This is a genomic window from Nonomuraea sp. NPDC004702 (assembly GCF_053601695.1).
The window spans coordinates 87,890-111,755 of the sequence record NZ_JBSGCE010000010.1; the positions used below are offsets into that span (position 1 = coordinate 87,890).

The following is a 23,866-nucleotide window of genomic DNA, read 5'->3' on the forward strand; positions in this document are numbered from 1 at the left end:
GCTCACCGGGGCCTCGGGGTCATCATCAGGCCGTGCCGGGGCCGCAGCGTGACCAGCGCCTCGGGCTCGACGGGGAAGCCCGGCACCAGCTCCATGCGCAGCCCGCGCAGGATCACCGCGAGCACGAGCGTGGCCTCGACCAGCGCGAAGTGCCGTCCGACGCAGATGCGCGGGCCGCCGCCGAAGGGCAGGTACTGGTGGCTGAGCAGCCGGGCGGCCCGGTCGGGGTCGAACCTCTCCGGCCGGTACGCATCCGGCTGCTCCCAGTACCTCGGATCCCGGTGCAGCACCCACGGGCTGACGCACACCAGCGACCCGGCCGGCACGTCGTAGCCGTCCAGCACGTCGTCGGCCGTCCCGCGGCGCGAGATCAGCCAGACCGGCGGGTAGAGCCGCATGGCCTCCTGGACGGCCTGCCGGCAGCGCCGCAGCCTGGGCAGGTCGGCGGCCGTGGGCGAGCGGCCGGCCAGCACCTCGTCGATCTCGGCGTGCACCGCCTCGGCCGCCGCCGGGTTGCGGTCCAGCAGGTAGAGCGTCCAGGTCAGCGACTTGGCGGTGGTCTCGTGCCCGGCCATCACGATGGTCAGCACCTGGTCGCGCAGGTCGGCGTCGGACATCGCGTGCCCCTCGGCCAGCATCGCGCCGAGCAGGTCGTCGCCCGCGCCGCCGGCCCGGCGGGCGGCGATGATGAGCCTGGTGACCCGGTCGAGGAAGGCCCGCGCGCGCAGGAAGCCGGCGTGCCGGGCGGCCGTGTCGGCCGGGTCGGGGTCGTCGCTGGGCACGTAGTGGCCGATGAAGCGGTTGACCGCGTCCACGGCGCGGCCGAAGCCCTCGCCCGCGACGCCGATGTCGGTGCCCAGCATGGCCTTCACGATCACGGTGAGGGTGAGCGAGGTCAGGTCGTGGTCGACGCGTACGGGCCGGCCGCCGGCCCAGTGCGCCACCAGGTTCTCGGCCGCCTCCACGATGACCCGGTCGAACCGGCCCACCTCGGCGGGCCTGAACGCGGGCGCGCACATTCTGCGCTGGGCCGCCCACTCGGCGCCGTCGCTGGTCAGCAGGCCGTTGCCGAGCAGGGGGCGGAGCATGTCGTCGTCCGGCGTGCGTTCCTTGGTGTAGGCGGCGCCGTTCTCCTTCAGCACGTGCCTGGCCAGGTCGGGGCGGTTGAGCATGTAGACCGGCTCGCCGTCGGCGTCGTGGCGGGTGACGTCGCCGAGGGCCGCCATGGCGGTGACGAACTCCAGCGGAGCGTCGCGCATGGCCCTCAGGCTCTGGGTTCCGGCGGGTCCCGGCGGCACCCGGGGGGATACGTACGTCCCGGACATGGGTTCTCCCGATGGCTTACGCAGACGAATATTCTCGATACGCATTTCCGGCCATCGAATACGTATATCGCTTCGTATTGTTCCGGTCGGCGTATTTGCAGAGTACCTTTTAAGCAGAGGGCTCTCAATACTTAATCCAGGGCCCCGGAAATTAAGTCTAGGCACTGCGAATTCGGCTGTGTAAGACTCCGTTCCGAGACGGCGCACCGCGCCGAAGGGGAAAAGTTCCAGGAGGACGCAATGGCCCTGAACCCCAGAGAGCGGACCGAATTCGTCAACGCCTACACGCGAGTCCTGATCACCGCGTGGTCGAGCGAGGAATTCTCGGCGAAGCTGGACAGCAACCCCCGTGAGGCGCTGGCCGAGGCCGGCCTCGAGGTTCCCGCGGGCGCCCAGATCAACCTCGTGCGCAATGTTCCCGACGGCCACCACGACACGAACCTCGACGTGCAGGTCTCGCTGTGGGAGCGCGGGCTGGAGACGGGGACGTTCGAGTTCCACATCCCCGAGACGCCGCAGATCGACATGGCCGAGCTGAGCGAGGGCGACCTCGACTCGATCGCGGCCGGCGACGTCAACTGCTGCTGCTGCCCCTGCTGCTGCTGCACCTGACGCCGGGAGCCACGCACGCCAAGAGGAGGTAGAGGAGATCATGTCCGACGACCAGGCGAACCCCATCCACGTACGGGGGCTGCGCAAGCAGTACGGTCCCGCTCTCATCCTGCAGGGTGTGGACCTGGACGTTCGTCCCGGAGAGGTGTTCGCCTTACTCGGGCCCAACGGCGCGGGCAAGACGACCACGGTCGAGATCCTCGAAGGCGTGCGCAGGCGTTCGGGCGGCGACGTGCGAGTCCTCGGCCGTGACCCGGCCGAGGACGCCCCGCAGTGGCGGGCGCGGCTCGGCATCGTGCCGCAGACGACGGGCGCCTACGCGGACCTGACCGTCCGCGAGGTCGTCGAGCACTTCGCCGCCTTCTACCCCGCGCCGCTGCCCGCGGCGCAGGTGATCGACATGGTGGGCCTCGGCGCCAAGGAGCGCAAGCAGGCCCAGACGCTCTCGGGCGGCCAGCTGCGCCGCCTGGACGTGGCCGTCGGCGTCGTCGGCGACCCCGACCTGATCTTCCTCGACGAGCCGACCACCGGGCTGGACCCGGAGGCCCGGATGGAGGCGTGGGCCCTGGTCCGCTTCTTCGCCGACCAGGGCAAGACGACCGTGCTGACCACCCACTACCTTGACGAGGTGGAGGCGCTGGCGCAGCGCGCGGCCGTGATCGTGGCCGGCCGGATCGTCGAGACCGGGCCGGTGAGCGAGCTGGGCGGACGGCGCGACACGCCCGCCGCTGTCAGCTTCACCCTCACCCCCGAGCTGAGCGCGGCCGACCTGCCGGACCTGCCCGCGGGCACCGCGCTCGACCCGTCCTGCACGCCCGGCGTGCCCGGCGGCACGCTCACGCTGCTCACCCACACGCCCACGCGGGCCCTGGCCGCGCTGCTGCCCTGGGCCGCCCGCGCGGGCGCCGACGAGCTGCCCGACCTGCGCGTCCACCGGCCCACGCTGGAGGACGTCTACCTCAAGCTGATCCGCGAGAACCAGGGGGCCCAGGCATGACCAGCTCGAACGCGATCGTGGCCGAGCAGGGCCGTCCCGTGCGCGCGTCGGGCGGCGGGTCGGGGCTGTGGCGGGCGTCGGCGGCCCGTTCGTCGGTGGAGCTGAAGTCGTTCTTCCGCAACCGGCAGTCGTTGTTCTTCACGCTGCTGCTGCCGATCGTGCTGCTGCTGGTGCTCGGCTCGATCTTCTCCGGCACGGTCCCCGGCACGCACACCGACTTCAAGCAGATGTTCGTGGCCGGGATCATCGCCTGCGGCATCATGAGCGTCAGCTTCAACGGCCTGGCCATCAACATCGCGATCGAGCGGGACAACGGCATGATCCGCCGCCTGGCCTCCTCGCCGATGCCCAAGACGGCGTACTTCGTCGGCAAGATCGTCCGGGTGGTGGTGACCGGGGTGCTGGAGGCGGCGATCCTGCTGGGCGTCGGCGTCGCGCTGTTCCGCCTGCCGCTGCCGCCGGACGCCGGACACTGGCTGACCTTCGCCTGGGTGCTGCTGCTCGGGGCGACGTCCTGCTCGCTGCTGGCGGTGGCCTTCAGCGCGATCATCCCCAACGCCCGCTCGGCCGCGGCGATCGTCACGCTGCCGTTCCTGGTGCTGCAGTTCATCTCCGGGGTGTTCTTCCCCTACAGCGAGCTGCCGGCGTGGATGCAGAGCCTGGCGGCGTTCTTCCCGCTGAAGTGGATGACGCAGGGCCTGCGCTCGGTGTTCCTGCCGGCCGACTTCGCGGTGGTGGAGCCCGCCGGCGCGTGGGAGCTGGGCAGGACCGCCGCGGTGCTGGGCGGCTGGTGCCTGGCGGCGCTGCTGCTGAGCCTGCTGACCTTCCGCTGGCGCGGCGCCAACGTCCGCTGACCGGGGAAGGGGCTCAGATGGCGAGGGTGAAGCCGGTCAGCCTCCTGGGCACCAGGCCCGGCGCCCAGGCGGGCGGCTTCCCCGTGCGGCGCAGCCCGGGATACCGCTCCAGCAGCCCGCTCAGCAGCAGCCCGCCGGCCTGCCTGACCAGCGGCGCGCCCAGGCAGAGATGGGTGCCCGCGCCGAAGGCCAGATGGGGGTTGGGCGACCGGGTGACCAGCAGCTCGTCGGGCCGGTCGAACACCGCCGGATCGCGGTTGGCCGCCCCGACCAGGGCCAGCACCCTCGCCCCCGCCGGGATCAGGCCGCCGTCCAGCGGGACCGCCTCGGTGGTCACCCGGGCGGTGAACGGGATCGGCGACTCCAGCCGCAGCAGCTCGTCGACGGCCTGCTCGGCCACCTGCGGGCCGCCGTCCCTGATCAGGCCGGCGGCCTCTTCGCGCGGCAGCAGCCAGTGGAGGGCGTTGCCCACCATCTCGGCCAGCGGCTTCCATCCGCCGACGACCGTGAGCGCGGCGATGCCGAGCATCTCGGCCCTGGTCAGCCGGTCGTCGGCGGCCAGCCGCCCGAACGGCGAGCCGCCCGGTCCGTTCCCGGCGGCCTCGGCGGCGGCGTCGGCGCGCTCGCCGAGGAAGCGGGTCAGCTCGCCCATCGCGGCCCGCCCGGCCGCGGCGGCCTGCGGCCCGGCCAGCGGGTCGAGGTTGACCGACACGCGGGCGGCCAGCCCGGCGAAGGCCGGCACGTCGGCGGCCGGCAGGCCGAACAGCCTGGCCAGCACGCCGGTGGCCAGCGGCTCGCCGAGGTCGGCGGTGGCCTCGATCTCCTCCCGGCCGGCCAGCCCGTCGAGCACCGCGCCGATGCCGGCCTCGATGTCGCCGGCGATGCCGCGGATCGCGGCCGGGCCCATCAGCAGCGCGCCGGGCGAGCGCAGGCGCTGGTGCTCGGGGGGATCGGTGGTCAGCATCGACGGCGGCAGCTCGTCGTCCCTGACCCGCTCCCGCTGCCCGAGCGCGGCCGAGAAGCGCGGGTCGCGCAGCGCGAGCGCGCAGTCGGCGTGCGCGGTCAGCAGCCACATGCGCGAGGTGACGTCGAAGTGCACGGGATCGTGCTCGCGCAGCCAGCGGTACGCCGGATACGGGTCGAGCCGCCCGCGAGGAGAGAACGGGTGCGGCAGGTGGCCGGGCAGCGTGCGGGGTGCCGTCATGGCGTCTCCTCGTGATCAGGCCGAGGACAAACTACTACAGAGGATGTGCCGGTGGCAGAGCTTGACGTCGTCGTGATCGGCGCCGGGGTGAGCGGGCTGGCGGCGGCCGCGCGGCTGACCGCCGCCGGGCTGGCGGTCACGGTGCTGGAGGCCAGGGAGCGGGTGGGCGGCCGGATCCGCACCCACCGGCCGACCCTGCTGGAGCTGGGCGCGCAGGTCGTCCACGGCGACCGCAACCCGATCGCGGCGCTGCCCGGCCTGGAGGCGCCCGTGCCGGTGCCGCGGCGCGCGGCCCGGGTGCTGCTGCCCGGCGGGCCGCGCCCGCTGACCGCGCTGCGGCCCACGCCGCCGCTGCTGGAGGAGCGGCTGACGTCCGGCGCGGCCCGGGAGCCGCTGCGCCGCCTGGCGGGGGCGAGCCCCTGGGACGTGCCGGTCGCGACGTGGCTCAAGGAGGAGACGGCGCGGTGCCCGCAGGCCCTGGAACCGGCGGCGGAGTGGTTCAGGCAGAACTGGGCGGCCGAGCCGGAGGCGCTGAGCGCGCCCGCGCTGGCCGCACTGCGTCGGGCCGACCGGTCCGGGCGGGGCGAGTTCGCGCTGCCGGGCGGCTTCGACCGGCTGCCCGCGCGGCTGGCCGAGGGGCTGCGGGTGCGGCTCGGCGACGCGGTCGTCCGCCTGGCCTGGACGCCGGGCCGGGTGCGGGCGCTGACCGCCGCGGGACACGTGGAGAGCGCCGCCGCCGCCGTGGTGACCGTGCCGCCGCCGGTGGTCGCCGAGGGACGGCTCGTGCTGGACGACCTGCCGGTTCGCAAACAGGCGGCGGCCTACGAGCTGCGGCCCGGCGACGCCTGGTGCGGGCTGGCCGCCTATCCCGTGGCCGCCCCCGAGTCCGTCGTGGTCTTCGACGCCGGCGGCCGTCTGGGGTTCGTCAGCACGACCGCCGGACGGCCCGAGGTGCTGGTGATGGCCAAGGGCCGGGCCGCGGCGGCGGCCCGGAGCGCGTGGGCCGAGCCGGGCGGCCTGGCCGCGCTGCTGGCCCGCGCCCTGCCGTGGACGCGGGGGCTGAACCCGGAGGTGGTGGTGTCCGACTGGGGCGCCGACCCGTGGGCGGGCGGCGCGTACACCTACCCGGGCGTGGGGACGTTGTGGGCGTCCCCGGCCTGGGCCGAACCGCTGGGCGGGACGGTCTTCTTCGCCGGGGAGGCCACCGTCGGCCTGTCCGGCCCGCCCATGGCGCACATGGCGATGGCCAGCGGGGAGCGCGCGGCCACAGAGGTGATTGGGGCGCTGGAGAGATGACGGCCGGAAACGGGGAGCTCCACGGCGGGTGGTTCCTGCTCGCCCTCGACGACGAGATCGGCCCGGGGCTCACCCCGCTGCGGCTGGGCGGCGCGCGCCTGATGGCCGTGCGCGACGGCGAGCGGATCCGGGTGTTCGAGGCCACCTGCCCCCACCGGGGCGCCCATCTGGCCTACGGCGGCAAACTGGACGGCGACTGCGTGATCTGCCCCTTCCACGGCAAGCGCGTCTCGCTGGGCGGGTCCGGCCGCCGCTGGTCGGTGGGCGAGCTGCGGACGCTGCGGGCCGGGGCGGCGCTGTTCGCCCGGCTGTCCGGCGACCCCGGCGACGACCGCGGCTTCGAGCAGGCGATCAAGCAGGCGGCCGAGGACCTGGTGATCGTGGCGGCGGTGAACCAGCCGGTGACGGTCCCGGCGGAGTACGTCGTCGAGAACGCCTTCGACGCCCAGCACTTCAGCACCGTCCACCTGGTGCCCTCGGTGCGCGGCATGCGGGTCAGCATGGGCGGGCACGACGAGCTGGTCATCGAGGGCGAGTTCCGGACCAAGGCGCCGCCGTGGGAGCGGGAGCGGCGGCTCGACTTCGCCTCCCGGTTCGTGGCCCGCGCCTACAGCCCGCACCTCGTGGTGACCGAGCTGGGCACGGAGTCGGCGCCGTACACGATCGTCACCGGCGCGGTGCCGGACGGGACGGGCTGCGTGGGACGGGTGGCCATCGGCGTGCGGCCGGACCAGCGGGACTCGCTGCCGGCGCTCGTGCACGGCGCCCGCTACGCCTTCGACCAGGACCGCGTCGTCTGGGACCACCTGGACACCGGCGCCCCGCAGCGGCTGGACGCCGGCGACACCCCGGTCATCGCCTTCCGCCGCTTCTGCCAGGGCTTCGCCCCCGTCCCCGCCGGAGCGTCCTCATGAGCCTGTACGTGCGCTCGACCGGCGAGGGCCGGGCCGTGTTGTGGATCCACGGCTACACGATGGACGCCTCGGTCTGGGAGCCGCTGTGGAACCTGCTGCCCGGCTGGCGGCACGTCGGCGTGGACCTGCCGGGACACGGGCGGTCCGGGCCGCTGCGGCCGGGCACGTCGCTGCCCGCCCTGGCGGCCGAGCTGGCCGGGCTGGCCAGGGCGGAGTCGGCCACGCTGGTGGTGGCCGAGTCGATCGGCTCGATGATCGCGCTGCAGCTGACCGTCGACCATCCCGGTGACGTGCGCGGGCTGATCGTCGGCTCCCCGACCATCGCCGGCGCGCCTCCCGAGCCGGGCACCGCCGAGCGTTACCGGGCGCTGGCCGGGCTGGCTCGGATGGGCGCGGACGGCGAGCAGCTCGCCGACCTGTGGATGTCCTCGCCGCCGGACATCTTCCGCGGCACCGAGGACCATCCCGGGCTGCGGGCCAGGCTGCGGGCGATCGTGGCCCGGCACTCGTGGCGGGAGCTGCGCGACGGCGCGATGCACGGGCTGAGCAGGCACGTCCACACGGTGGAGGACCTGCGCGGCATCCGGGCGCGCACGCTGGTCGTCGTGGGCGACCAGGACATGCCGACGTTCCGGGCCGGCGCGGCGCTGCTGCGCGAGTCGGTCCCCCGGTGCCGCACGGTCACCGTCCCCGGCGCTGGGCACCTGTGCCTGATCGAGCGGCCCGAGGTCGTGGCGCCGCTCGTCGCCGCGCACCTGCGGCTGGCGGCCCTGGACGCGCACGAAGCCGACGATGTGAACGATGTGGACGAGGAGGCCGGGCGTGCCGATTCACGAGCACTATGAGCCGGGCGAGCCGTGCTGGGTGGACTACGGGGCGCTCGACCCGGCCGGCGCGCGTGCCTTCTACGGGGAGCTGTTCGGCTGGACCTTCCGCGAGGAGGGCGGCTACTCCTTCGTCGAGCTGGGCGGCCAGGTCGTGGCCGGTTTCGGCCGGGTGCCGCCGGGCCTGCCCGCCTCCTGGAACACCTACCTGGCGGCCCCGGACGCGGACGCCGTGGCCGTACGGGTGAAGGAGCTGGGCGGCGGCGTCGTCTTCGGCCCGATGGCGGCCGGCCAGGACGGGCGCGTGCTGTTCGCGACCGACCCGGCGGGGGCGGCCGTCGGCTTCTGGGAGGGGCACCGGCCGGCCGGGATCGTGCTGGCCGGCGAGCCGGGCACGTGGTGCGCCCACGAGCTGTGGTCGGCCGGGGCCGCGTTCTACCGGGACCTGCTCGGCGTCGCGCCCGAGGTCCGCGAGGGGACGGGGGCGCGGCCGCAGTGGATGACGTTCTTCGCGACCGCCGACCGCGCCGCGACCGCCGCGGCGGCGGCCCGGCTGGGCGCCACGACCGCCCCCGGGCATCCCCGGGCGACGATCGTGCGCGACCCGTGGGGGGCCCTATTCGCGCTGACGTGACCGGCCGGACAGCACGAAGAACAGGGCCACGAGGACGGCGCCGGCGATGACGACCACCGAGCCGACCGTCTTGCCGATCAGGAAGGCCACGACCACCGCGGCGGCGTAGACCAGGGGAACGACCAGCCGGAGGTTCAATCCCATGCGCGCTCCTTGAAGAAAGACGGAACGGAACTCAGACGCATCATCGAACAGGCCGGGCCGGCGGTCCAGAATAACGCCGGAATATACGTATCGGCCTACGTATTGGGCCCCGTACGCCGGGCCCGTCACTGCGTAATACGTATCGATTATCGGAAGGGCTCGCGATGACCAAGGTATTAGTGATCGGCGGCGGCCCGGCGGGCTCGATCGCCGCGACGCTGCTGGCCCGCAACGGAATGGACGTCCGGCTCCTGGAACGCGAACGTTTCCCGCGTTACCACATCGGCGAGTCCGTCTCGCCGTCCTGCCGGACGATCATCGACTACGCCGGGGCGCACGAGAAGATCGAGGAGCGCGGCTATCCCGTCAAGGAGGGCCTGCTGCTGCGCTGGGGCGCCGAGCGCGACTGGACGGTGAACTGGGCGGCCACCTTCGGCCCCGAGGTGCGCTCCTGGCAGGTGGACCGGGACGACTTCGACCAGGTGCTGCTGGACCACGCCGCCTCCCAGGGCGTCGAGGTGATCCAGCAGGCCAGGGTCAGGCGGGTGCTGTTCGAGGACGGCCGCGCCCGTGCCGCCGAGTGGGATCGCGGCCTGGAGCGCTTCGATCACGTGGTCGACGCCTCCGGACGCGCCGGGGTACTGTCGGCGCAGCACTTCCGTGACCGACGCCCGCACGACGTCTTCAGGAACGTCGCCATCTGGGGCTACTACCAGGGCGGCGAGCTCCTTCCCGACACGCCGGGCGGCGGCATCAACGTGATCTCCTCACCGGAAGGGTGGTACTGGGTGATCCCGCTGCGCGGCGAGGTGTTCAGCGTCGGCTTCGTCACCCACCAGACCCGCTTCCTGGAGCGGCGTGCCCACTACCGGTCGCCGGAGGAGATGTTCCACGCGGTGGTGGCCGAGTCGCCGACCGTGGCGGGGCTGATCGGCAGGTTCACCGGCCCGGTGCGCGTCGAGCAGGACTTCTCGTACGTGGCCGACTCCTTCTGCGGCCCCGGCTACCGCATCGCCGGCGACGCCGCCTGCTTCCTGGACCCGCTGCTGTCGACCGGCGTGCACCTGGCCATGTACAGCGCCCTGCTGGCCGCGGCCTCGATCACGGCCACCGAACGCGGCGAGGTGAGCGAGCAGGAGGCTCTGGGCTTCTACGAGTCCCTGTACCGCAACGCCTACCAGCGGCTGCTGACCATGGTCTCCTCGGTCTACCGGCAGTACCGCGGCCGGGCCAGCTACTTCTGGCTGGCCCAGCACCTGATCAGGGGCGGGACGTCCGACCACGCGTTCGCCGCGATCACGGCCGGGCTGTCCGACCTGACCGACGCCACCACCGCCGGCGGCACCGCGCCGATGAGCGAGCTGGTGACCGCCGCCCACGACGCGGGGCTGCGCGCCCTGCGCCACGTCACGCCCGCCGGCAGCACCCTGGCCCCCATGCGCATGGACGCCAACGACCTGTACGACGCCGCCACCGGCCTCTACCTGACCGCTCACCCCCGGCTCGGCATCAGCCGCTCACTGACGAGGACGCCTTGATGAAGTCACTGGTCCGCCTGCTCCTGCCGCTCGCCTTACTGGCGGCCCTGCTCTCCCCCGCCCCGGCGACGGCCGCCCGGACGCCCGCCTCGGCCGCGGGCGGGCAGGCGTCCACCGGGCAGGCGGAGGCCATGCGGCGGCTGTCGTTCATGATCGGCACCTGGGCGGGGGCGGGCTGGACCGTCACGCCCTCGGGCACCCGGCAGGACCTGCAGACCGAGCGGGTGCGCTGGCAGGCGGGCGACCTGGTGATCTCGGTCGAGGGTCAGGGCCGCGACAAGGCCGACCCGCGCACGATCGTGGACAGCGCCCTGGCGGTGATCAACTACTCCGAGGCGACCGGCCAGTACCGCTGGGAGGCGTTCTCGCGCGGCTACGTCACCACGGTGGTGCCGGTGGTCGGCGACGACACCTTCGAGTGGAGCCTCCAGACGCCCGCCTACACCAGCCGCTACACGCTGACGTTCACCGGCACCACCTGGCACGAGATCGGCGAGACCACCGTGGACGGCGGCCAGACCTGGCACCAGAACTTCCAGATGGACCTGCGCCGGCTCTACTGACCCCTGCGCACACTTGTACAAATGTAACACTGAGCGAAAATTTGGTAGCAATGCGTGCATAGTCCCAGTTCAGCCGGGTACCGCGACTCCATGAGCTCCTCGTTTTGGAGGAAACCGTGGACATCAATATTGGCCAAGGCCTGACGGACGCCTGGCGACAGGTCGCGACGTTCGTGCCCAGGCTGGTCGCGTTCCTGGTGATCCTGATCATCGGATGGATCGTGGCGAAGGCGCTGCAGAAGCTCGTGGACAAGATCCTCGACCGCGTCGGGTTCGAACGGGCGGTACAGCGCAGCGGCGTGCAGCGCTGGCTCGAAAGCAGCCGGTACGACGCCAGCGGGCTGCTCGCCAAGCTCGTCTACTACGCGATCCTGCTGATCACCCTGCAGATCGCCTTCAGCGTCTTCGGGCCCAACCCGATCTCGGCGCTGCTCAACGGGGTGGTGGGCTGGCTGCCCAAGGCCGTGGTCGCCATCGTGATCATCGTGATCGCCGGGGCGATCGCCCGGGCCGTCCGGGATCTCGTCGACGGCGCGCTCGGCGGGCTGTCCTACGGGCGCTGGCTCGGCATCGCGGCGGCCGTCTTCATCTGGGCGCTCGGCATCATCGCCGCGCTCAACCAGATCGGCGTCGCCACGACCGTCACGACCCCGGTGCTCATCACCGTGCTCGCCACCATCGGCGCGATCATCGCCATCGGTCTCGGCGGCGGGCTCGTCCGTCCGATGCAGCAGCGCTGGGAGCGCTGGATCGGCCGGATCGAGGCGGAGGCGCCGCAGGCCAGGGCGCACGCCGAGGCGTACCAGCGGGGGCGTGAGGACGCCCGCTCGATGGCCCGGCCCGCCGAACCGGCCCGCACCACACCCGGCGCGCCCGGCACGCCCGGCACCACCGGCCCGACCGGCCCGACCATGGGCCCGACCGGCGGGACGACCGGCGGGGCGACCCGCGCGGACCTTCCGCCGGAGAGCTGAGCTCCGTGTGGCCGGGACAAGCGCCCGGCCACGCGGACCCACATGGACGGCCGGCCGGCGGGCGTGAGCCCAGCGGCCCTTGCCATGAGCGGCGCGGTCGCCGGGCGTGAGCCTCGCGGGCGACCGGGAGCGGGGGCCGATGCCCAGGTGGTGGCCGTCTGAGCGCGGGACGTCCGGCGCGGGCTCAGGCGGGTTCGGCGAGGAAGCCCTGTTCGCGGGCGAGCCAGCAGACCGCCGTCAGCCGCAGCGCGGGCGCGTCGTGGTCGCCGCTGAAGATCCAGCCGCGGTGGCGCAGCTCGTCGAGGAAGCCAAGCAGATAGTCGCCGAGGGTCTCGCGGTCGAGCGGGATCGCGTCACGCAGCAGCGCCGCGTGCTGATCCACGGCCGCGACCAGCGCCGGCTCGCGCTCCATCCTGGCGAGCTGGGCATGGCCCAGCGTGTCCATCAACCACCGCAGGGGCGCATGCGCCCAGCCCTCCTCGAAAACCACGCGCCAACTTTAAGGCATCGCCCGAGGTCAGCCCGCCCGGGGGGCGGGTGGCGCGGTCGCTCGTGCGGTCGGTCGTGCGGTCAGTCGTGCGGTCAGTCGTGCGGTCAGTCGTGCGGTCGGTCGAAGGGCAGTCCGACGTAGTTCTCCGCCAGCGTGGTCGCCGCCGCCTCCGAGGAGGTGACGTAGTCCAGGTAGGAGGTCTGGAGCCGCCGCCCGTACGGGTCGTCCTCGTCGAAGGTGTGCAGCAGCGTCGTCATCCACCACGAGAAGTGCTGCGCCCGCCACACCCGCTTCAGGCACGCCGCCGAGTAGCCGTCGAGCAGCTCCGGCGAGCCGTGCTCGAAGAACGCGGCCAGCGCCTCGGTCAGCACCCGGACGTCGGCCACGGCCAGGTTCAGCCCCTTGGCGCCGGTCGGCGGCACGATGTGGGCGGCGTCCCCGGCCAGGTAGAGCCGCCCGTACTGCATGGGCTCGGCGACGAAGGAGCGCATCGGCGTGACGCCCTTCTCGATGATCTCGCCCGTGGTCAGCTCGAAGCCCGGGACGGTCTCCAGGCGGGCCTTCAGCTCGGCCCAGACGCGCTCGTCGGGCCACTGCGCCACGTCGGCGTCGGCCGGGACCTGGAGGTAGAAGCGGCTGACCGTGGGCGAGCGCATGCTGTGCAGCGCGAAGCCGCGCTCGGTCCTGGCGTAGATCAGCTCCTCCGCCGACGGCGCCACCTCGGCCAGGACGCCGAGCCAGGCGAAGGGATACTCCCGCTCGAACACCTCCAGGACCCCGTCCGGGACGCTCGGCCGCGAGACGCCGTGGAAGCCGTCGCACCCGGCGATCACGTCGCAGTCGAGCCGCTCGCCGCCGAAGGTGAGGTACGGCTCGGACTCCGGCGAGTGCACCTCGACGTCCTCGACCTCGAACCGCAGGTCGCCGCCCGCCGCCAGCCGGGCCGCGATCAGGTCCTTGACGACCTCCTGCTGGCCGTAGACGGTGATGGCCCGGCCGGGGACGAGCTTGTCGAAGGCGATGCGGTGGCCAGCGCCGCCGTACCGCAGCTCGATGCCGTGGTGCGGCAGGCCCTCGCGCAGCAGGCGCGCGCCGACGCCCGCCTCGACGAGCGTGTCCACCGTGCCCTGCTCCAGGACGCCCGCGCGGACCCGCCGCTCGACGTAGGCGCGGCTGCGCTTCTCCAGCACCACCGAGGAGATGCCGCGCAGGTGGAGCAGATGAGACAGCAGCAGGCCCGCGGGGCCCGCGCCGATGATCCCGACCTGAGTTCGCATGAGGGAAGTCTGCTGCCTGCCTGCCCTCGGAGCCGAGTAGCCTCTTCCACTGAGTGGAAGATGTGCGCAGGAGTGTGGTCATGTCCGGAGGAGCCCGGCGTCCGGGGCAGACGGTGACGTCCAAGGTGCTGGCCATCCTGGGGGCGTTCGACGCGGCCCATCCGCAGCTCACGCTGACCGACCTGGCCAGGCGGAGCGGGGTGCCGCTGAGCACGGCCCACCGGCTGGTGGCCGAGCTGGAGGAGTGGCAGGCGCTCAGCCGCTCCCCCGACGGGCGGCTGCGGGTGGGGCTGCGGCTGTGGGAGCTCGGCCAGCTCGCGCCCGGCAGCCTCCAGGGCCGCGCGCACCCCTGGCTCCAGGAGCTGTTCGCCACCACCGGCGAGAACGTGCACCTCGCCGTCCGCGACGGCCTGGAGGTCCTGTACGTGGACAAGGTGTACGGCAGGCGGGCCGTGCCCATCGTCTCGCGCACGGGCGGGCGGCTGCCGATGCACCCGACCGGGGTGGGCAAGGCGCTGCTGGCCTTCGAGCCGGAGTGGTTCGTGCAGGCGTACCTGGCCCGCGCGCTCGAACGGCCCACGCCGCACACCGTCACCGAGCCGGGCCGGCTGGCCAGGGAGCTGGCGGCGGTGCGGGCGCAGGGCTACGCGCTGACGCACGAGGAGATGACGCTCGGCTCGTGCTCGGCGGCCGCGCCGGTCGTCGTGGACGGGCGGGCGGTGGCCGCCGTGGGGATCGTGCTGGCCTCGCGGCGCGCCCGCGAGCTGCCCCGGCTGGTGGACCCGCTGCTGGAGACCGCCGCCCGGATCGCCGCCGCCTGCCGGGCCCCCTGACCGGCCGCCGGACGCCGGTCAGTCGGTGAACTTCTGGATGCGGTCCTTGAACAGGGTGGTCGCGATGGCCGCCTTGTGCGGCTGCCCCTTCAGGAACGCCTGGGCGAAGCTCTTGGCCTGGTCGTAGGAGACCTTGCCGGGCATCGGCGGCTCGTTCGGGTTGACGTCCACGTCCACCAGGGCGGGGCCGTCGTGGGCGAGCGCCTGCCTGATCGCCGCGGCCACGTCCCCGGACTTGGTGACCTTGGCGCCGAACCCGCCGCACGCCCTGGCCCAGACCGAGTAGTCGGCCTCCGGCTGGGCGAAGCGCACGCCGTGCTCGGGGTAGCCGAGGACCATCTGCTCCCACAGGATCTGGCCGAGCGAGTTGTTGTTGTTGATGACGACCTTGACCGGCAGCCGGTGCTGGGCGGCGGTCAGGAACTCGGCCATCAGCATCGCGAAGCCGCCGTCGCCGACGTAGGCGATGACCTGCCGGCCGGGGAAGGCGTGCTGCATGGCGATGGCGTACGGCAGGCCGGGCGCCATCGTGGCCAGCGTGCCCGACAGGTAGAACTCGCGCCCGCCGCGGATCGTCCAGTGGCGGGCGGCCCAGGTGGCGATCGTGCCGCTGTCGCAGGTCAGGATGGCGTCGTCGGCGGCCAGGTCGTCCAGGACGGACATGGCGTACTGGGGGGCGATCGGGTCCCTGTCGGGGTTCTCCAGGCTGTCCATGTCGGAGCGCCACTTGGCCATGAGCTTCTGGTACTTGGCCAGGTGTCCGTCGCCGCCGCGCCGGGTGAGCAGCGGCAGCAGCTCGCGCAGGCCCTCCTTGGCGTCGCACACCACGGGCACGTCGGTCGGCACCCGCGCCCCGGCCCTGGTGGGCTCGGCCTCGAACTGCACCACCCGCGCCTTGCCCGGCTCGGGGAGGAACTTCGAGTACGGGAAGTTCGTGCCGATCATGAACAGGACGTCGGCCTCGTCCATCAGCTCCTCGCTCGGCTTGGTGCCGAGCAGCCCGATCCCGCCCGTCGTGTACGGCGAGTCGTCCGGGACGACCGCCTTGCCGGGCAGCGTCTTGACCACCGGCGCGCCCAGCGCCTCGGCCACGGCCAGCACCTCCTGCCGGGCGTGCAACGCGCCCTGCCCGGCCAGGATGGCGGGCCGTTCGGCGGCGTTGAGCACCTCGGCCGCGCGCGCCAGGTCCTCCCGGCGCGGCAGCCCCGGGGGCCGCAGGTAGATCGGCGCGGTCTCCGGCGCGCGCACCGGCGCGACCGTCCGGTACGGGTCCTCCCCCGCGTCGGCCACCTGGATGTCGTTGGGCAGCGTGAGGTGGGCGACGCCGCGCCGCGCGTAGGCCGTCCGGACGGCCAGGTCCACCAGCGAGGGCAGCTGGGCCGGGTTGGTGATCATCATGTTGTACTCGGCCACGTCGGCGAACAGCTTGTCGAGGTGGACCTCCTGCTGGTAGCCGGTGCCGAGCACGGCGGTCTCCTGCATGCCGGTGATGGCCAGCACGGGGACGTGGTCGAGCTTGGCGTCGTAGAGGCCGTTGAGCAGATGGATGCCGCCGGGGCCGGAGGTGGCCAGGCAGACGCCGATCCGTCCCGTGGCCTTGGCGTAGCCGGTGGCCATGAAGGCGGCGGCCTCCTCGTGGTGCACCAGCACGAACCGCACCCGATCACGATGACGGCGCAGCCCCTCCATGATGCCGTTGATGCCGTCGCCCGGCAGGCCGAAGACGGTGTCCACGCCCCACTCGGCGAGCCGTTCGATCAGGGATTCGGATGCGATACGAGCCATATTGGCGGCTCTACCCCGCACCGCCGTCCACAGACCTCGTCACGAAAATCATTGTCATCTCTGGGGATTCGCGGGTATGGACCCGGCATGCGCATTCTGGTCACAGGAGCCACCGGCACCCTCGGCAGGGCCCTGGTGCCCGTCCTGCTCAAGGCGGGACATCGGGTACGGGCGCTCAGCCGTACCCGGCATGAGGACCGCGGGGGCGTGGAGTGGGTGTGGGGCGATCTGGCCTCGGGCAAGGGCGTCGCCGAGGCCGTCCGGCAGGTCGAGGCCGTCGCGCACCTGGCCACCGGCGGCCGGCCGGGCCGCGCCCAGGTGGACCTGGCCGGCACCCGCACGCTGACCGCGGCGGCCCGCGCGGCCGGGGCCGCGCACGTGCTGCTGCCCTCGATCGCCGGCGCGGACCGCGCGCCCGGCCACCGGCACAAGCTGGAGGCCGAACGGCTGGTCAGGGAGAGCGGCATGGCCTGGACGGTCGTCCGCGCCACCCCGTTCCACCAGTCGGTGGACCGGCTGCTGCGCGACCTGGCGGCGCTGCCCGTGCTGCCCGTGGACCGGTCGCTGCTGTGGCAGCCGGTGCACGTGGACGACGTCGCCGGCCGTCTGGCCGCGCTGCTGGCCGGCGGCCCGGCCTGCGCCGTCCTCGAGTACGGCGGCCCGCAGGTCCTCGGCACCGAGGAGCTGACCAGGACCTGGCTGGACGCCCGCCGCCTGCGCCGCCTGTGCCTGCCGGTGCGCATCCCGGGCAGGCTGGCCGCCGCGCAGCGCGCGGGCGCGTTCACCACGGAGGCCGACCCCAAGGGCCGGATCACCTGGCACGACTACCTGTTCCCGCCGCCGCCGGTGCCCTCGGACGACTTCGCCGAGGAGCACACCGCCTCGCCGACCAGCCCGGCCACGCAGCCCGAGCGGGACCCGTCGGTGCGCGTCTACGGCGGCGACGAGGGCTACCAGCGGCCCACGCGCGGCTGACCGGCGCCCATCCGCGGCTGGGACCGGTTACCGATTCGTTAGGCACCCCCCTCTTGCTGGGCTTTCTCCGCCGTCGGTACCGTCACTGAACAACTTGTTCAGCCTGACCGATCGAGAGGTTCGATGACGGACCTGGGCACCCGCATCCGGGTCTACCGAGGCATGCGTGGCATGACCGTGCGCGCCCTGGCCGGCGAGGCCAAGGCGAGCCCCAGCTTCATCAGCCAGCTCGAACGCGGGCAGACCAGCGCGAGCATCGGCATGCTGCGCAGGATCTCCTCCGCGCTCGGCATCACCGTGGCCGACCTGTTCAACGAGGACGACGAGCCCGCCCACCGCGTGGTGCGCCGCGCCGAGCGTCCCGAGCTGGCCACCGCGCCGGGCACCCGCAAGTTCCTGATCTCCCAGCGCCCGCTGCGCACTGTGGAGATGTACGCCGGCGAGTTCGACCCCGGCGCCTCCACCGGCGACGAGCCGTACACGCACGGCGACTCGCAGGAGATCTTCCTCGTGCTGCGCGGCAGCCTCACGCTCTGGCTGGGCCCGGCCGGGTCCGCCGCCGCGCACCCGCTGCGGCCCGGCGACAGCGTGGAGTACCGCACATCGGTCCCGCACCGGGTGGTCAACGACGGCGACGAGGCCGCCGAGGTGCTCTGGGTGATCAGCCCGCCCACCCCGTCCGCCGGGGACAGAGCGGATGGGGAATCAGCGGAGGGGCACGTAGCAGCCGTGGAGGCAGAACAGTCATGACAGGCATCCCGCTCACCGACGACTACGCCAACGGGGGCGTCTCGTTCTGGTACCGGCAGATCGGCCTGCCCGCCAGGCGGCCCGCGCTGCCCGGCTCCCGCGAGTACGACGTGGCGATCGTCGGCGGCGGCTACACCGGCCTGTGGACGGCGTACTACCTGAAGAAGGCCCAGCCCGACCTGCGGATCGCGATCCTGGAGAAGGAGTTCGCCGGGTTCGGCGCCTCCGGGCGCAACGGCGGCTGGCTGTCGGCCGAGTTCGCCGGCTCCCGCGAGCGGCACGCCCAGGCCCGCGGCCGGCAGGCCATGATCGACCTCCAGCACGCCATGTTCCGCGCGGTGGACGAGGTCATCGACGTCACCCGCGCCGAGGGCATCGACGCCGACGTGCACAAGGGCGGTCTCGTGCACGTGGCGACCAACCCGGCCCAGCGGCGGCGGCTCCGCGAGGAGGTCGCCGACCTGCGCTCCTGGGGCTACGGCGAGGACGACATGCGGCTGATGGACCGCGACGAGCAGCGCGAACGCCTCCAGGTGGCGGGCACGCTGGAGGCCGCGTACTCGCCGCACTGCGCCCGCGTGCAGCCGGCCAAGCTCGCCGTCGGCCTGGCCTCGGCCGTGGCCGCGCTGGGCGTGGACGTCTTCGAGGGCACGACGGTGACCGAGATCCGGCCGCGCGTGGGCGGCGGCAAGGCGACCGCGCACACGCCGCTCGGCGTCGTCTCGGCCGACTACGTCATCCGCGCCACCGAGGGCTTCACCGCGTCACTGGCCGGGCAGCACCGGCAGTGGCTGCCGATGAACAGCTCCATGATCGTCACCGAGCCGCTGCCCGCCGAGGTGTGGAAGCACATCGGCTGGGCCGGGCACGAGCTGCTCGGCGACCAGGCCCACGCCTACGTCTACGCCCAGCGCACGGCCGACGACCGGATCGCGATCGGCGGGCGGGGGGTGCCGTACCGGTTCGGGTCGCGGACCGACCGCCGGGGGGCCACCCAGGCGCGGACGGTGGCGCTGCTGTGGCGGATGCTGGTGAAGCTCTTCCCGGCGGCGGCCGACGCGCGGGTGCAGCACTCGTGGTGCGGCGTGCTCGGCGTGCCGCGCGACTGGTGCTCGACCGTGCACCTCGACCACGCGAGCGGGCTGGGCTGGGCCGGCGGGTACGTCGGCAGCGGCGTCACCACCACGAACCTGGCCGGGCGCACGCTGCGCGACCTGGTGCTGCGGCGGGACACCGAGCTGACGGCGCTGCCGTGGGTGGGCCGGCAGGTGCGGCAGTGGGAGCCGGAGCCGCTGCGGTGGGCGGGCGTGCAGCTCATCTACACGCTGTTCCGGGCCGCCGACCGCCACGAGAACGACCGCGGCACCGGCACCTCGCTGTACGCCCGCCTCGGCAACCTCGTCTCGGGCCGCTGACCCGCCCCACCGGACCGGTCAGGGGCCGCCGGCGCCCTGCCAGGGGTCGTAGTCGACCTCCAGCGGCTCCTGCGCCGGCCGCTCGCCCTCCGGCACGTGCTGGAGGTTGACCCGGATCCGGTACCACACGCTGCTGCGCCCGCGCATGCCGTCGACCAGCACGTCGGCGGGCTCCAGCAGGGCCGCGACCTCGGGGTGGCGGGCCTTCCAGCGGTCGAGCCCGGCCAGGGCCTCCTCCTTGTGCTGGGCCCTGGCGATCTCGACGACCGGCATGGTCTGCTGCCTGCGCCCGCTGCCCTTGGGCGGCTTGGGCGCGGGCCCGAGCTCCTCGGCCAGCTCCAGCAGGCCGTCGAGCGAGCCGGCGTGCAGGTCCATGTCCTCCCACGGGTCGCCGAGCTCGGCCAGCCGCTTCGGCACGCTGTCGACGGTGAACTCCTCGGGCCGGCAGCCGGGCACCTCCTCCCAGCTCAGCGGGGTGGACACGCGGGCGTCGGGCACCGCCCGCACCGAGTACGCCGAGGCCACCGTGCGGTCGTAGGCGTTCTGGTTGAAGTCGACGAACACGCCGTGGCGCTCCTCCTTCCACCACCGGCTGGTCGCCAGGTCGGGGGCCCGCCGCTCGACCTCGCGCGCCACGGTCTCGGCCGCCTTGCGCACCTGGGCGAACGACCACCGCCGGTCGATCCGGGCATAGACATGGAATCCCCGCGACCCGGACGTCTTGGGCCAGGCGACCAGCCCGTGGTCGGCCAGCACCTCGCGCGCCACCTGCGCGGTCGCCAGCACGTCGGCCCACCCGACGCCCGGGACGGGGTCGAGGTCGATGCGCAGCTCGTCGGGCCTGGCCAGGTCGTCGGCGCGGACCGGATGGGGGTTGAGGTCGACGCAGCCGAGGTTGACCACCCAGAGCAACTGCGCCAGATCGGTGCAGACCACCTCTTCGGCGCTCAGCCCGGACCGGTAGCGCAGCTCGGCCACCTCGATCCAGTCGGGCCGCTTGGCCGGCGCGCGCTTCTGGAAGAACGCCTCCTGCTCGATGCCGTGGACGAACCGCTTGAGCACCATCGGCCGCCCGTGCACGCCGCGCAGCGCCGCCTCGCCGACCGCCTGGTAGAACCGGATCAGGTCGAGCTTGGTGTGGCCGGACTGCGGGAAGACCACCTTGTCGGGGCTGGTGACGCGGACGGAACGGCCCGCGACCTCGATGTCAGGCATGAGATCACGATACGCGGCGGGTCCGACAGTCAGCCGGGACGCCACCCCCGGCTGCGCGCCTCCCAGTAGGTCAGCCCGAGCCGCCGGTGCAGCTCGACGGCGGCCTCGTTGTGCTCGCGCGCCTCCCGTCCGCGGCCGAGCCGCCGGGCCAGCTCGGCCAGCACGTCGTGCACCGAGCCCCAGGCGGCGCTGCCCATGCCCATGACGATGAGCTGGCCGGCGATGGGCAGCAGCCGTTCGTACAGCTCGGCGGGGTCGGGCGTGCCGAGGCGGGCGGCCACCAGCCCCCAGACGGGATGCAGGAAGTCGGCGGCCCAGTCCTCGCGCAGCTCCACCCCCCATCGGCCGATCAGCTCCCGGGCCAGCTCCGGCCGCCCGGCCTCCAGCGCCGCCAGCACGGCCAGCGGGCGCACCGGGCTCATCAGCGGCCGCTCCCCCGCCGCCACCAGCTCCGCCAGCAGCTCCGCGCCCCGGCCCTGGCCGCGCCTGCACGTGTAGAGGGTGCCCAGGCGGCGTGCCTCGATGCCCCACAGGCTGCCGCCGAACGCGAGCCCTGGGAAGCGGGCGAGCAGGGCCTCGGCCTCGTCCCAGCGGGCGTGCAGGGTGTGCGCGGCGGTCTGGGAGACGCGGACCATGGCCTCCAGCTCGGGCCGGGCGACCTCGTGCAGGAGCTGCTCGCAGCGGTCCAGGTCCCTGGCCCACTCGGCCAGATCGCCCGCGCGCAGCAGGCACGACATGCGCAGGACGCGCCCGACCAGCCGGGCCTCCCTGGGCAGGCCGGGCACGGCCAGCATCTCCTCGGCCGCCCTGCGCCGCGCGTCGTTGCGGCCCGGGACGAACCCGGCGATCAGGTAGTTGTTCAGCGCCTTGGCCAGCAGCATCGGGTCGTCCAGGCCGCGGGCCAGCTCGACGGCCTCCAGCGCCAGCCGCTCGCCCTCCGCGCGGCGCGGGCCGTAGTGCAGCTCGATGCCGAGCGTGCCGAGCAGCGCCGCCCTGGACGCCGGGTCCTGGCCGCCGGCGAGCAGGTCCTCCAGCACCGCGACCATCGTCTCGTCCACGACGCCGTACGGCCGCCAGTTCCACACCGACAGCCCGCCGAACACCGAGACGGCGGCCACCAGCGCGTCCCGGTCGCCGAGCCGCTGGGCCTGGGCGACGGCCTCGTCCAGGTCGCGGTGGGCGCCGGCGGCGTCGCCCAGGCTGCGGCGGGCCCGGCCCAGCTCGGTGAGCAGCCGGCAGCGCCGCGGCGAGTCGCCGGGCGGGAGGTGGGCGAGCGCCAGCTCCCACAGCTCGACGGCCTCCTGGTAGCCGTGCCGGGCGGCGGCCTGGGCGGCGGCCTCGCAGGCGTGCGTGACGGCCTTGGGCGCGCCGCCCAGCCGGGCCGCCGCGGCGAAGTGGCCGGCCAGCAGCGCCGGGTCGGCGCCGGGCATGCTCTCCAGGTGCAGGCCGGCGCGCAGGTGCAGCCGGGCGCGGGCGAGCGTGGTCAGGCCGGCGTCCAGGGCCTGGCGGACGAGGGCGTGCGAGAAGCGGTAATCGGCGGCCTCGGTCAGCAGCCCGGCGGCCAGGGCCGGCTCCAGGCCGGTCATGACGTCCTCGACCGGCTGCTCCACGAGCGCGGCCAGCAGGTCCACCTCGACCTCGCGGCCCGCGACGGCGGCCGCCCTGAGCAGGTCCAGCGTCGTCCCGGGCAGCCTGGCGAGCCTGCGGTCGATCACGTCGCGTGCGCCGGGCGGGACGAGATGGCGTTCGCGTTCGGGCAGCCGCAGCAGCTCGGTGAGGTAGAACGGGTTGCCGCCGGAGCGGTCGAGCAGCTCCCCGGGGTCGGCGGTCACCTCGCGCAGGCGCAGGAAGTCGCGCACCCCGTCGGCGTCGAACGGCGCGAGCGGCAGCCTGCGGCCCTCCCTGGACAGGGCGGCCAGGGTCTCGCGGAGCTGGGCCGGGTGGCCGTCCGGCTCGGGCCTGAGCGTGGCCAGCACCAGGGCGGACGTGCCCGCCAGCTCGCCGGCGACGTGGCCGAGCAGCTTCAGCGAGGAGGCGTCGGCCCAGTGCAGGTCCTCCAGCACCAGCAGCAGCGGGCCGCCGCGCAGCGAGTCGAGCACGGCGTCGTAGAGGTCGAACAGCTCGGCGTGCGGCGACGGCGGGATCATGCCCGCGCGCGTCCACGGCCAGAACGCCGGGGCCCTGGCGTCGTCCAGGCACCTGCCCCACTCCACCCGGAATCCGCGGGCGGCGGCCAGGTCGGCGGCGGCCCTGGCCAGGCTGGTCTTGCCGATGCCGGGCTCGCCGGTGACCAGCGCCAGCCCGCCGCGCCCGGCCCGCGCCGCGCCCAGCAGCTCCTCCAGGGTCCGCAGCTCCGCCTCCCGTCCCACCAGCCGCTCCCCCGCGCCCCGGCCCGCCATGGGCGGCGGCTCCGGAGCGGCCTCCGCCCCTCGGTCCGCCGCCGGGCGGGCGGTCGTCGCGCCGGGGGCGTCCAGGGCCGGGGACTGGTCGAAGACGGCCTGTTCCAGGCGTCTGAGCTCCGGTCCCGGCTCGATGCCCAGCCGTCCGGCCAGCAGGCCGCGCACCCGGCGCAGGGCGGCCAGCGCGTCGGCCTGCCGGCCCGCACGGTAGAGCCCGAGCACCAGCAGCCGCCACGCCCGCTCCCGGTACGGGTACGCCTCGGCCAGCGCCTCCAGGTCGGGCACGGTGGCCTCGCCCAGCTCCAGCCGCGCCTCCAGCCGGTCCTCCTCGGCCGCCAGCCGCAGCTGCGCCAGCCGGGCCGGCACCTCGGGCGCGAGCCCGGGGAACTCGGCCAGCGGCTCGCCGCGCCAGAGGCCGAGCGCGCGGTCGAGCACCCGCGCCGCCTCGCCGTGCCGTCCCTGCCGCACCAGCCGGGCGCCGTCGGCCGTCCAGGAGGCGAAGCGGGCGACGTCCGTCTGGCCGGGCGCGATGTCCAGCAGGTAGCCGGGCTCGCGGGTGAGCAGCACCCGGGGCGGCGTGCGCGGCCTGCGTCCGGGTTCGAGCACCCGCCGCAGGTGCGACACGTACGCCTGGAGCGTGGCGGTGGCCCTGGCCGGGGCCTCCCCCGCCCACAGCTCGTCGATCAGCCGGTCGAGCGGCACGATGCGGCCCGGTTCCAGCGCCAGCATGGCCAGCACCGCGCGCTGCTTGCGGGTGCCGAGGTCGAGCGGGACGCCGTCGGCGTCGTCCACCTCGAGCGGCCCGAAAAGTCTGAACTCCACAGACCTCAAGTCAACCCCAATTCCCA

General features: G+C 74.0%; 22 protein-coding genes. 14 read left to right on the top strand and 8 right to left on the bottom strand.

The window, feature by feature from the left end:
• Positions 1-2 precede the first annotated feature (2 nt).
• A complete protein-coding gene (locus ACWEJ6_RS15525) occupies positions 3-1,259 on the bottom strand; it encodes a cytochrome P450 (RefSeq protein WP_387664730.1) in 1,257 nt (418 codons plus the stop codon).
• A 306-nt stretch (positions 1,260-1,565) separates the two neighbouring features.
• On the opposite strand from ACWEJ6_RS15525, the gene ACWEJ6_RS15530 reads away from it, so the two are divergent.
• The 3 genes from ACWEJ6_RS15530 to ACWEJ6_RS15540 are packed head-to-tail and all read left to right on the top strand — an operon-like array spanning position 1,566 to position 3,788.
• Complete coding sequence (locus ACWEJ6_RS15530) at positions 1,566-1,937, top strand: hypothetical protein (protein WP_358285393.1); 372 nt, start codon at positions 1,566-1,568, stop codon at positions 1,935-1,937.
• Between the two features lie 40 nt (positions 1,938-1,977).
• Positions 1,978-2,934 carry an ABC transporter ATP-binding protein gene (locus ACWEJ6_RS15535; protein WP_452424174.1) on the top strand — a complete coding sequence of 319 codons (957 nt, stop codon included), beginning with the start codon at positions 1,978-1,980 and terminating at the stop codon, positions 2,932-2,934.
• Positions 2,931-3,788, top strand: a complete 858-nt coding sequence (locus ACWEJ6_RS15540; RefSeq protein WP_358285390.1) for an ABC transporter permease — start codon at positions 2,931-2,933, stop codon at positions 3,786-3,788. Before ACWEJ6_RS15535 ends, ACWEJ6_RS15540 begins: the two co-directional genes overlap by 4 nt.
• 13 nt (positions 3,789-3,801) lie before the next feature.
• On the opposite strand, the gene ACWEJ6_RS15545 is transcribed toward ACWEJ6_RS15540, so the two are convergent.
• Entirely contained in the window at positions 3,802-4,992 is a 1,191-nt protein-coding gene (locus tag ACWEJ6_RS15545) for a cytochrome P450 (RefSeq protein ID WP_397163946.1), read from the bottom strand.
• A 51-nt stretch (positions 4,993-5,043) separates the two neighbouring features.
• Between ACWEJ6_RS15545 and ACWEJ6_RS15550 the strand changes: the two genes are divergently transcribed.
• Genes ACWEJ6_RS15550 through ACWEJ6_RS15565 form a run of 4 tightly spaced genes read left to right on the top strand, consistent with a single transcriptional unit; the run spans position 5,044 to position 8,660 of the window.
• Positions 5,044-6,288, top strand: coding sequence for a flavin monoamine oxidase family protein (locus ACWEJ6_RS15550; protein ID WP_452424176.1), 1,245 nt, complete (start codon positions 5,044-5,046; stop codon positions 6,286-6,288).
• Positions 6,285-7,202: a Rieske 2Fe-2S domain-containing protein gene (locus tag ACWEJ6_RS15555; protein WP_452424178.1), complete on the top strand. Its 918-nt coding sequence runs from the start codon at positions 6,285-6,287 to the stop codon at positions 7,200-7,202. The genes ACWEJ6_RS15550 and ACWEJ6_RS15555 overlap by 4 nt, the downstream gene beginning before the upstream one ends.
• Entirely contained in the window at positions 7,199-8,047 is an 849-nt protein-coding gene (locus tag ACWEJ6_RS15560; protein WP_452424180.1) for an alpha/beta fold hydrolase, read from the top strand. Before ACWEJ6_RS15555 ends, ACWEJ6_RS15560 begins: the two co-directional genes overlap by 4 nt.
• Positions 8,025-8,660 carry a VOC family protein gene (locus ACWEJ6_RS15565; protein ID WP_364338000.1) on the top strand — a complete coding sequence of 212 codons (636 nt, stop codon included), beginning with the start codon at positions 8,025-8,027 and terminating at the stop codon, positions 8,658-8,660. Before ACWEJ6_RS15560 ends, ACWEJ6_RS15565 begins: the two co-directional genes overlap by 23 nt.
• On the opposite strand, the gene ACWEJ6_RS15570 is transcribed toward ACWEJ6_RS15565, so the two are convergent.
• Positions 8,643-8,804 carry a hypothetical protein gene (locus tag ACWEJ6_RS15570; RefSeq protein WP_352329725.1) on the bottom strand — a complete coding sequence of 54 codons (162 nt, stop codon included), beginning with the start codon at positions 8,802-8,804 and terminating at the stop codon, positions 8,643-8,645. The genes ACWEJ6_RS15565 and ACWEJ6_RS15570 overlap by 18 nt on opposite strands.
• Positions 8,805-8,968: 164 nt before the next feature.
• On the opposite strand from ACWEJ6_RS15570, the gene ACWEJ6_RS15575 reads away from it, so the two are divergent.
• From ACWEJ6_RS15575 to ACWEJ6_RS15585, 3 genes are all read left to right on the top strand, one after another.
• Positions 8,969-10,342 (top strand): NAD(P)/FAD-dependent oxidoreductase, encoded by a 1,374-nt coding sequence (locus tag ACWEJ6_RS15575; protein WP_452424183.1) that lies wholly within the window; start codon positions 8,969-8,971, stop codon positions 10,340-10,342.
• Positions 10,342-10,905, top strand: coding sequence for a hypothetical protein (locus ACWEJ6_RS15580; protein WP_452424185.1), 564 nt, complete (start codon positions 10,342-10,344; stop codon positions 10,903-10,905). Before ACWEJ6_RS15575 ends, ACWEJ6_RS15580 begins: the two co-directional genes overlap by 1 nt.
• 122 nt (positions 10,906-11,027) lie before the next feature.
• The gene (locus ACWEJ6_RS15585; RefSeq protein ID WP_452424324.1) at positions 11,028-11,879 is read left to right on the top strand and encodes a mechanosensitive ion channel family protein; all 852 of its coding nucleotides are present in this window, start codon (positions 11,028-11,030) and stop codon (positions 11,877-11,879) included.
• 184 nt (positions 11,880-12,063) lie between these two features.
• On the opposite strand, the gene ACWEJ6_RS15590 is transcribed toward ACWEJ6_RS15585, so the two are convergent.
• A complete protein-coding gene (locus ACWEJ6_RS15590) occupies positions 12,064-12,369 on the bottom strand; it encodes a DUF6401 family natural product biosynthesis protein (RefSeq protein ID WP_387664708.1) in 306 nt (101 codons plus the stop codon).
• Between the two features lie 104 nt (positions 12,370-12,473).
• On the bottom strand, positions 12,474-13,646 hold the full coding sequence (locus ACWEJ6_RS15595; RefSeq protein WP_452424187.1) for a 4-hydroxybenzoate 3-monooxygenase: 1,173 nt from the start codon (positions 13,644-13,646) through the stop codon (positions 12,474-12,476).
• A gap of 80 nt (positions 13,647-13,726) precedes the next feature.
• Here ACWEJ6_RS15595 and ACWEJ6_RS15600 point away from each other — a divergent pair, with 80 nt between their 5' ends.
• A complete protein-coding gene (locus tag ACWEJ6_RS15600; protein ID WP_352356857.1) occupies positions 13,727-14,479 on the top strand; it encodes an IclR family transcriptional regulator in 753 nt (250 codons plus the stop codon).
• 18 nt (positions 14,480-14,497) lie between these two features.
• On the opposite strand, the gene ACWEJ6_RS15605 is transcribed toward ACWEJ6_RS15600, so the two are convergent.
• Complete coding sequence (locus tag ACWEJ6_RS15605) at positions 14,498-16,264, bottom strand: thiamine pyrophosphate-dependent enzyme (RefSeq protein WP_387664702.1); 1,767 nt, start codon at positions 16,262-16,264, stop codon at positions 14,498-14,500.
• An 87-nt stretch (positions 16,265-16,351) separates the two neighbouring features.
• On the opposite strand from ACWEJ6_RS15605, the gene ACWEJ6_RS15610 reads away from it, so the two are divergent.
• From ACWEJ6_RS15610 to ACWEJ6_RS15620, 3 genes are all read left to right on the top strand, one after another.
• Complete coding sequence (locus tag ACWEJ6_RS15610) at positions 16,352-17,239, top strand: SDR family oxidoreductase (protein WP_452424190.1); 888 nt, start codon at positions 16,352-16,354, stop codon at positions 17,237-17,239.
• Positions 17,240-17,362: 123 nt separating this feature from the next.
• The gene (locus tag ACWEJ6_RS15615) at positions 17,363-17,989 is read left to right on the top strand and encodes a helix-turn-helix domain-containing protein (RefSeq protein WP_452424192.1); all 627 of its coding nucleotides are present in this window, start codon (positions 17,363-17,365) and stop codon (positions 17,987-17,989) included.
• On the top strand, positions 17,986-19,404 hold the full coding sequence (locus ACWEJ6_RS15620; RefSeq protein ID WP_397163932.1) for an NAD(P)/FAD-dependent oxidoreductase: 1,419 nt from the start codon (positions 17,986-17,988) through the stop codon (positions 19,402-19,404). The genes ACWEJ6_RS15615 and ACWEJ6_RS15620 overlap by 4 nt, the downstream gene beginning before the upstream one ends.
• Positions 19,405-19,422: 18 nt before the next feature.
• On the opposite strand, the gene ligD is transcribed toward ACWEJ6_RS15620, so the two are convergent.
• Together ligD and ACWEJ6_RS15630 are read right to left on the bottom strand one after the other, a co-directional pair.
• Positions 19,423-20,619 (bottom strand): non-homologous end-joining DNA ligase, encoded by a 1,197-nt coding sequence (ligD, locus tag ACWEJ6_RS15625; protein WP_452424194.1) that lies wholly within the window; start codon positions 20,617-20,619, stop codon positions 19,423-19,425.
• Between the two features lie 29 nt (positions 20,620-20,648).
• Positions 20,649-23,840: a BTAD domain-containing putative transcriptional regulator gene (locus ACWEJ6_RS15630; RefSeq protein WP_452424196.1), complete on the bottom strand. Its 3,192-nt coding sequence runs from the start codon at positions 23,838-23,840 to the stop codon at positions 20,649-20,651.
• Between the last annotated feature and the right edge of the window lie 26 nt (positions 23,841-23,866).

Coding starts and splice junctions, on each gene's coding strand:
- ACWEJ6_RS15525 (WP_387664730.1), bottom strand. CDS start 1,259: ATGCGCGACGCTCCGCTGGAGTTCGTCACCGCCATGGCGGCCCTCGGC.
- ACWEJ6_RS15530 (WP_358285393.1), top strand. CDS start 1,566: ATGGCCCTGAACCCCAGAGAGCGGACCGAATTCGTCAACGCCTACACG.
- ACWEJ6_RS15535 (WP_452424174.1), top strand. CDS start 1,978: ATGTCCGACGACCAGGCGAACCCCATCCACGTACGGGGGCTGCGCAAG.
- ACWEJ6_RS15540 (WP_358285390.1), top strand. CDS start 2,931: ATGACCAGCTCGAACGCGATCGTGGCCGAGCAGGGCCGTCCCGTGCGC.
- ACWEJ6_RS15545 (WP_397163946.1), bottom strand. CDS start 4,992: ATGACGGCACCCCGCACGCTGCCCGGCCACCTGCCGCACCCGTTCTCT.
- ACWEJ6_RS15555 (WP_452424178.1), top strand. CDS start 6,285: ATGACGGCCGGAAACGGGGAGCTCCACGGCGGGTGGTTCCTGCTCGCC.
- ACWEJ6_RS15560 (WP_452424180.1), top strand. CDS start 7,199: ATGAGCCTGTACGTGCGCTCGACCGGCGAGGGCCGGGCCGTGTTGTGG.
- ACWEJ6_RS15570 (WP_352329725.1), bottom strand. CDS start 8,804: ATGGGATTGAACCTCCGGCTGGTCGTTCCCCTGGTCTACGCCGCCGCG.
- ACWEJ6_RS15575 (WP_452424183.1), top strand. CDS start 8,969: ATGACCAAGGTATTAGTGATCGGCGGCGGCCCGGCGGGCTCGATCGCC.
- ACWEJ6_RS15580 (WP_452424185.1), top strand. CDS start 10,342: ATGAAGTCACTGGTCCGCCTGCTCCTGCCGCTCGCCTTACTGGCGGCC.
- ACWEJ6_RS15595 (WP_452424187.1), bottom strand. CDS start 13,646: ATGCGAACTCAGGTCGGGATCATCGGCGCGGGCCCCGCGGGCCTGCTG.
- ACWEJ6_RS15600 (WP_352356857.1), top strand. CDS start 13,727: ATGTCCGGAGGAGCCCGGCGTCCGGGGCAGACGGTGACGTCCAAGGTG.
- ACWEJ6_RS15605 (WP_387664702.1), bottom strand. CDS start 16,264: ATGGCTCGTATCGCATCCGAATCCCTGATCGAACGGCTCGCCGAGTGG.
- ACWEJ6_RS15610 (WP_452424190.1), top strand. CDS start 16,352: ATGCGCATTCTGGTCACAGGAGCCACCGGCACCCTCGGCAGGGCCCTG.
- ACWEJ6_RS15615 (WP_452424192.1), top strand. CDS start 17,363: ATGACGGACCTGGGCACCCGCATCCGGGTCTACCGAGGCATGCGTGGC.
- ACWEJ6_RS15620 (WP_397163932.1), top strand. CDS start 17,986: ATGACAGGCATCCCGCTCACCGACGACTACGCCAACGGGGGCGTCTCG.
- ligD (WP_452424194.1), bottom strand. CDS start 20,619: ATGCCTGACATCGAGGTCGCGGGCCGTTCCGTCCGCGTCACCAGCCCC.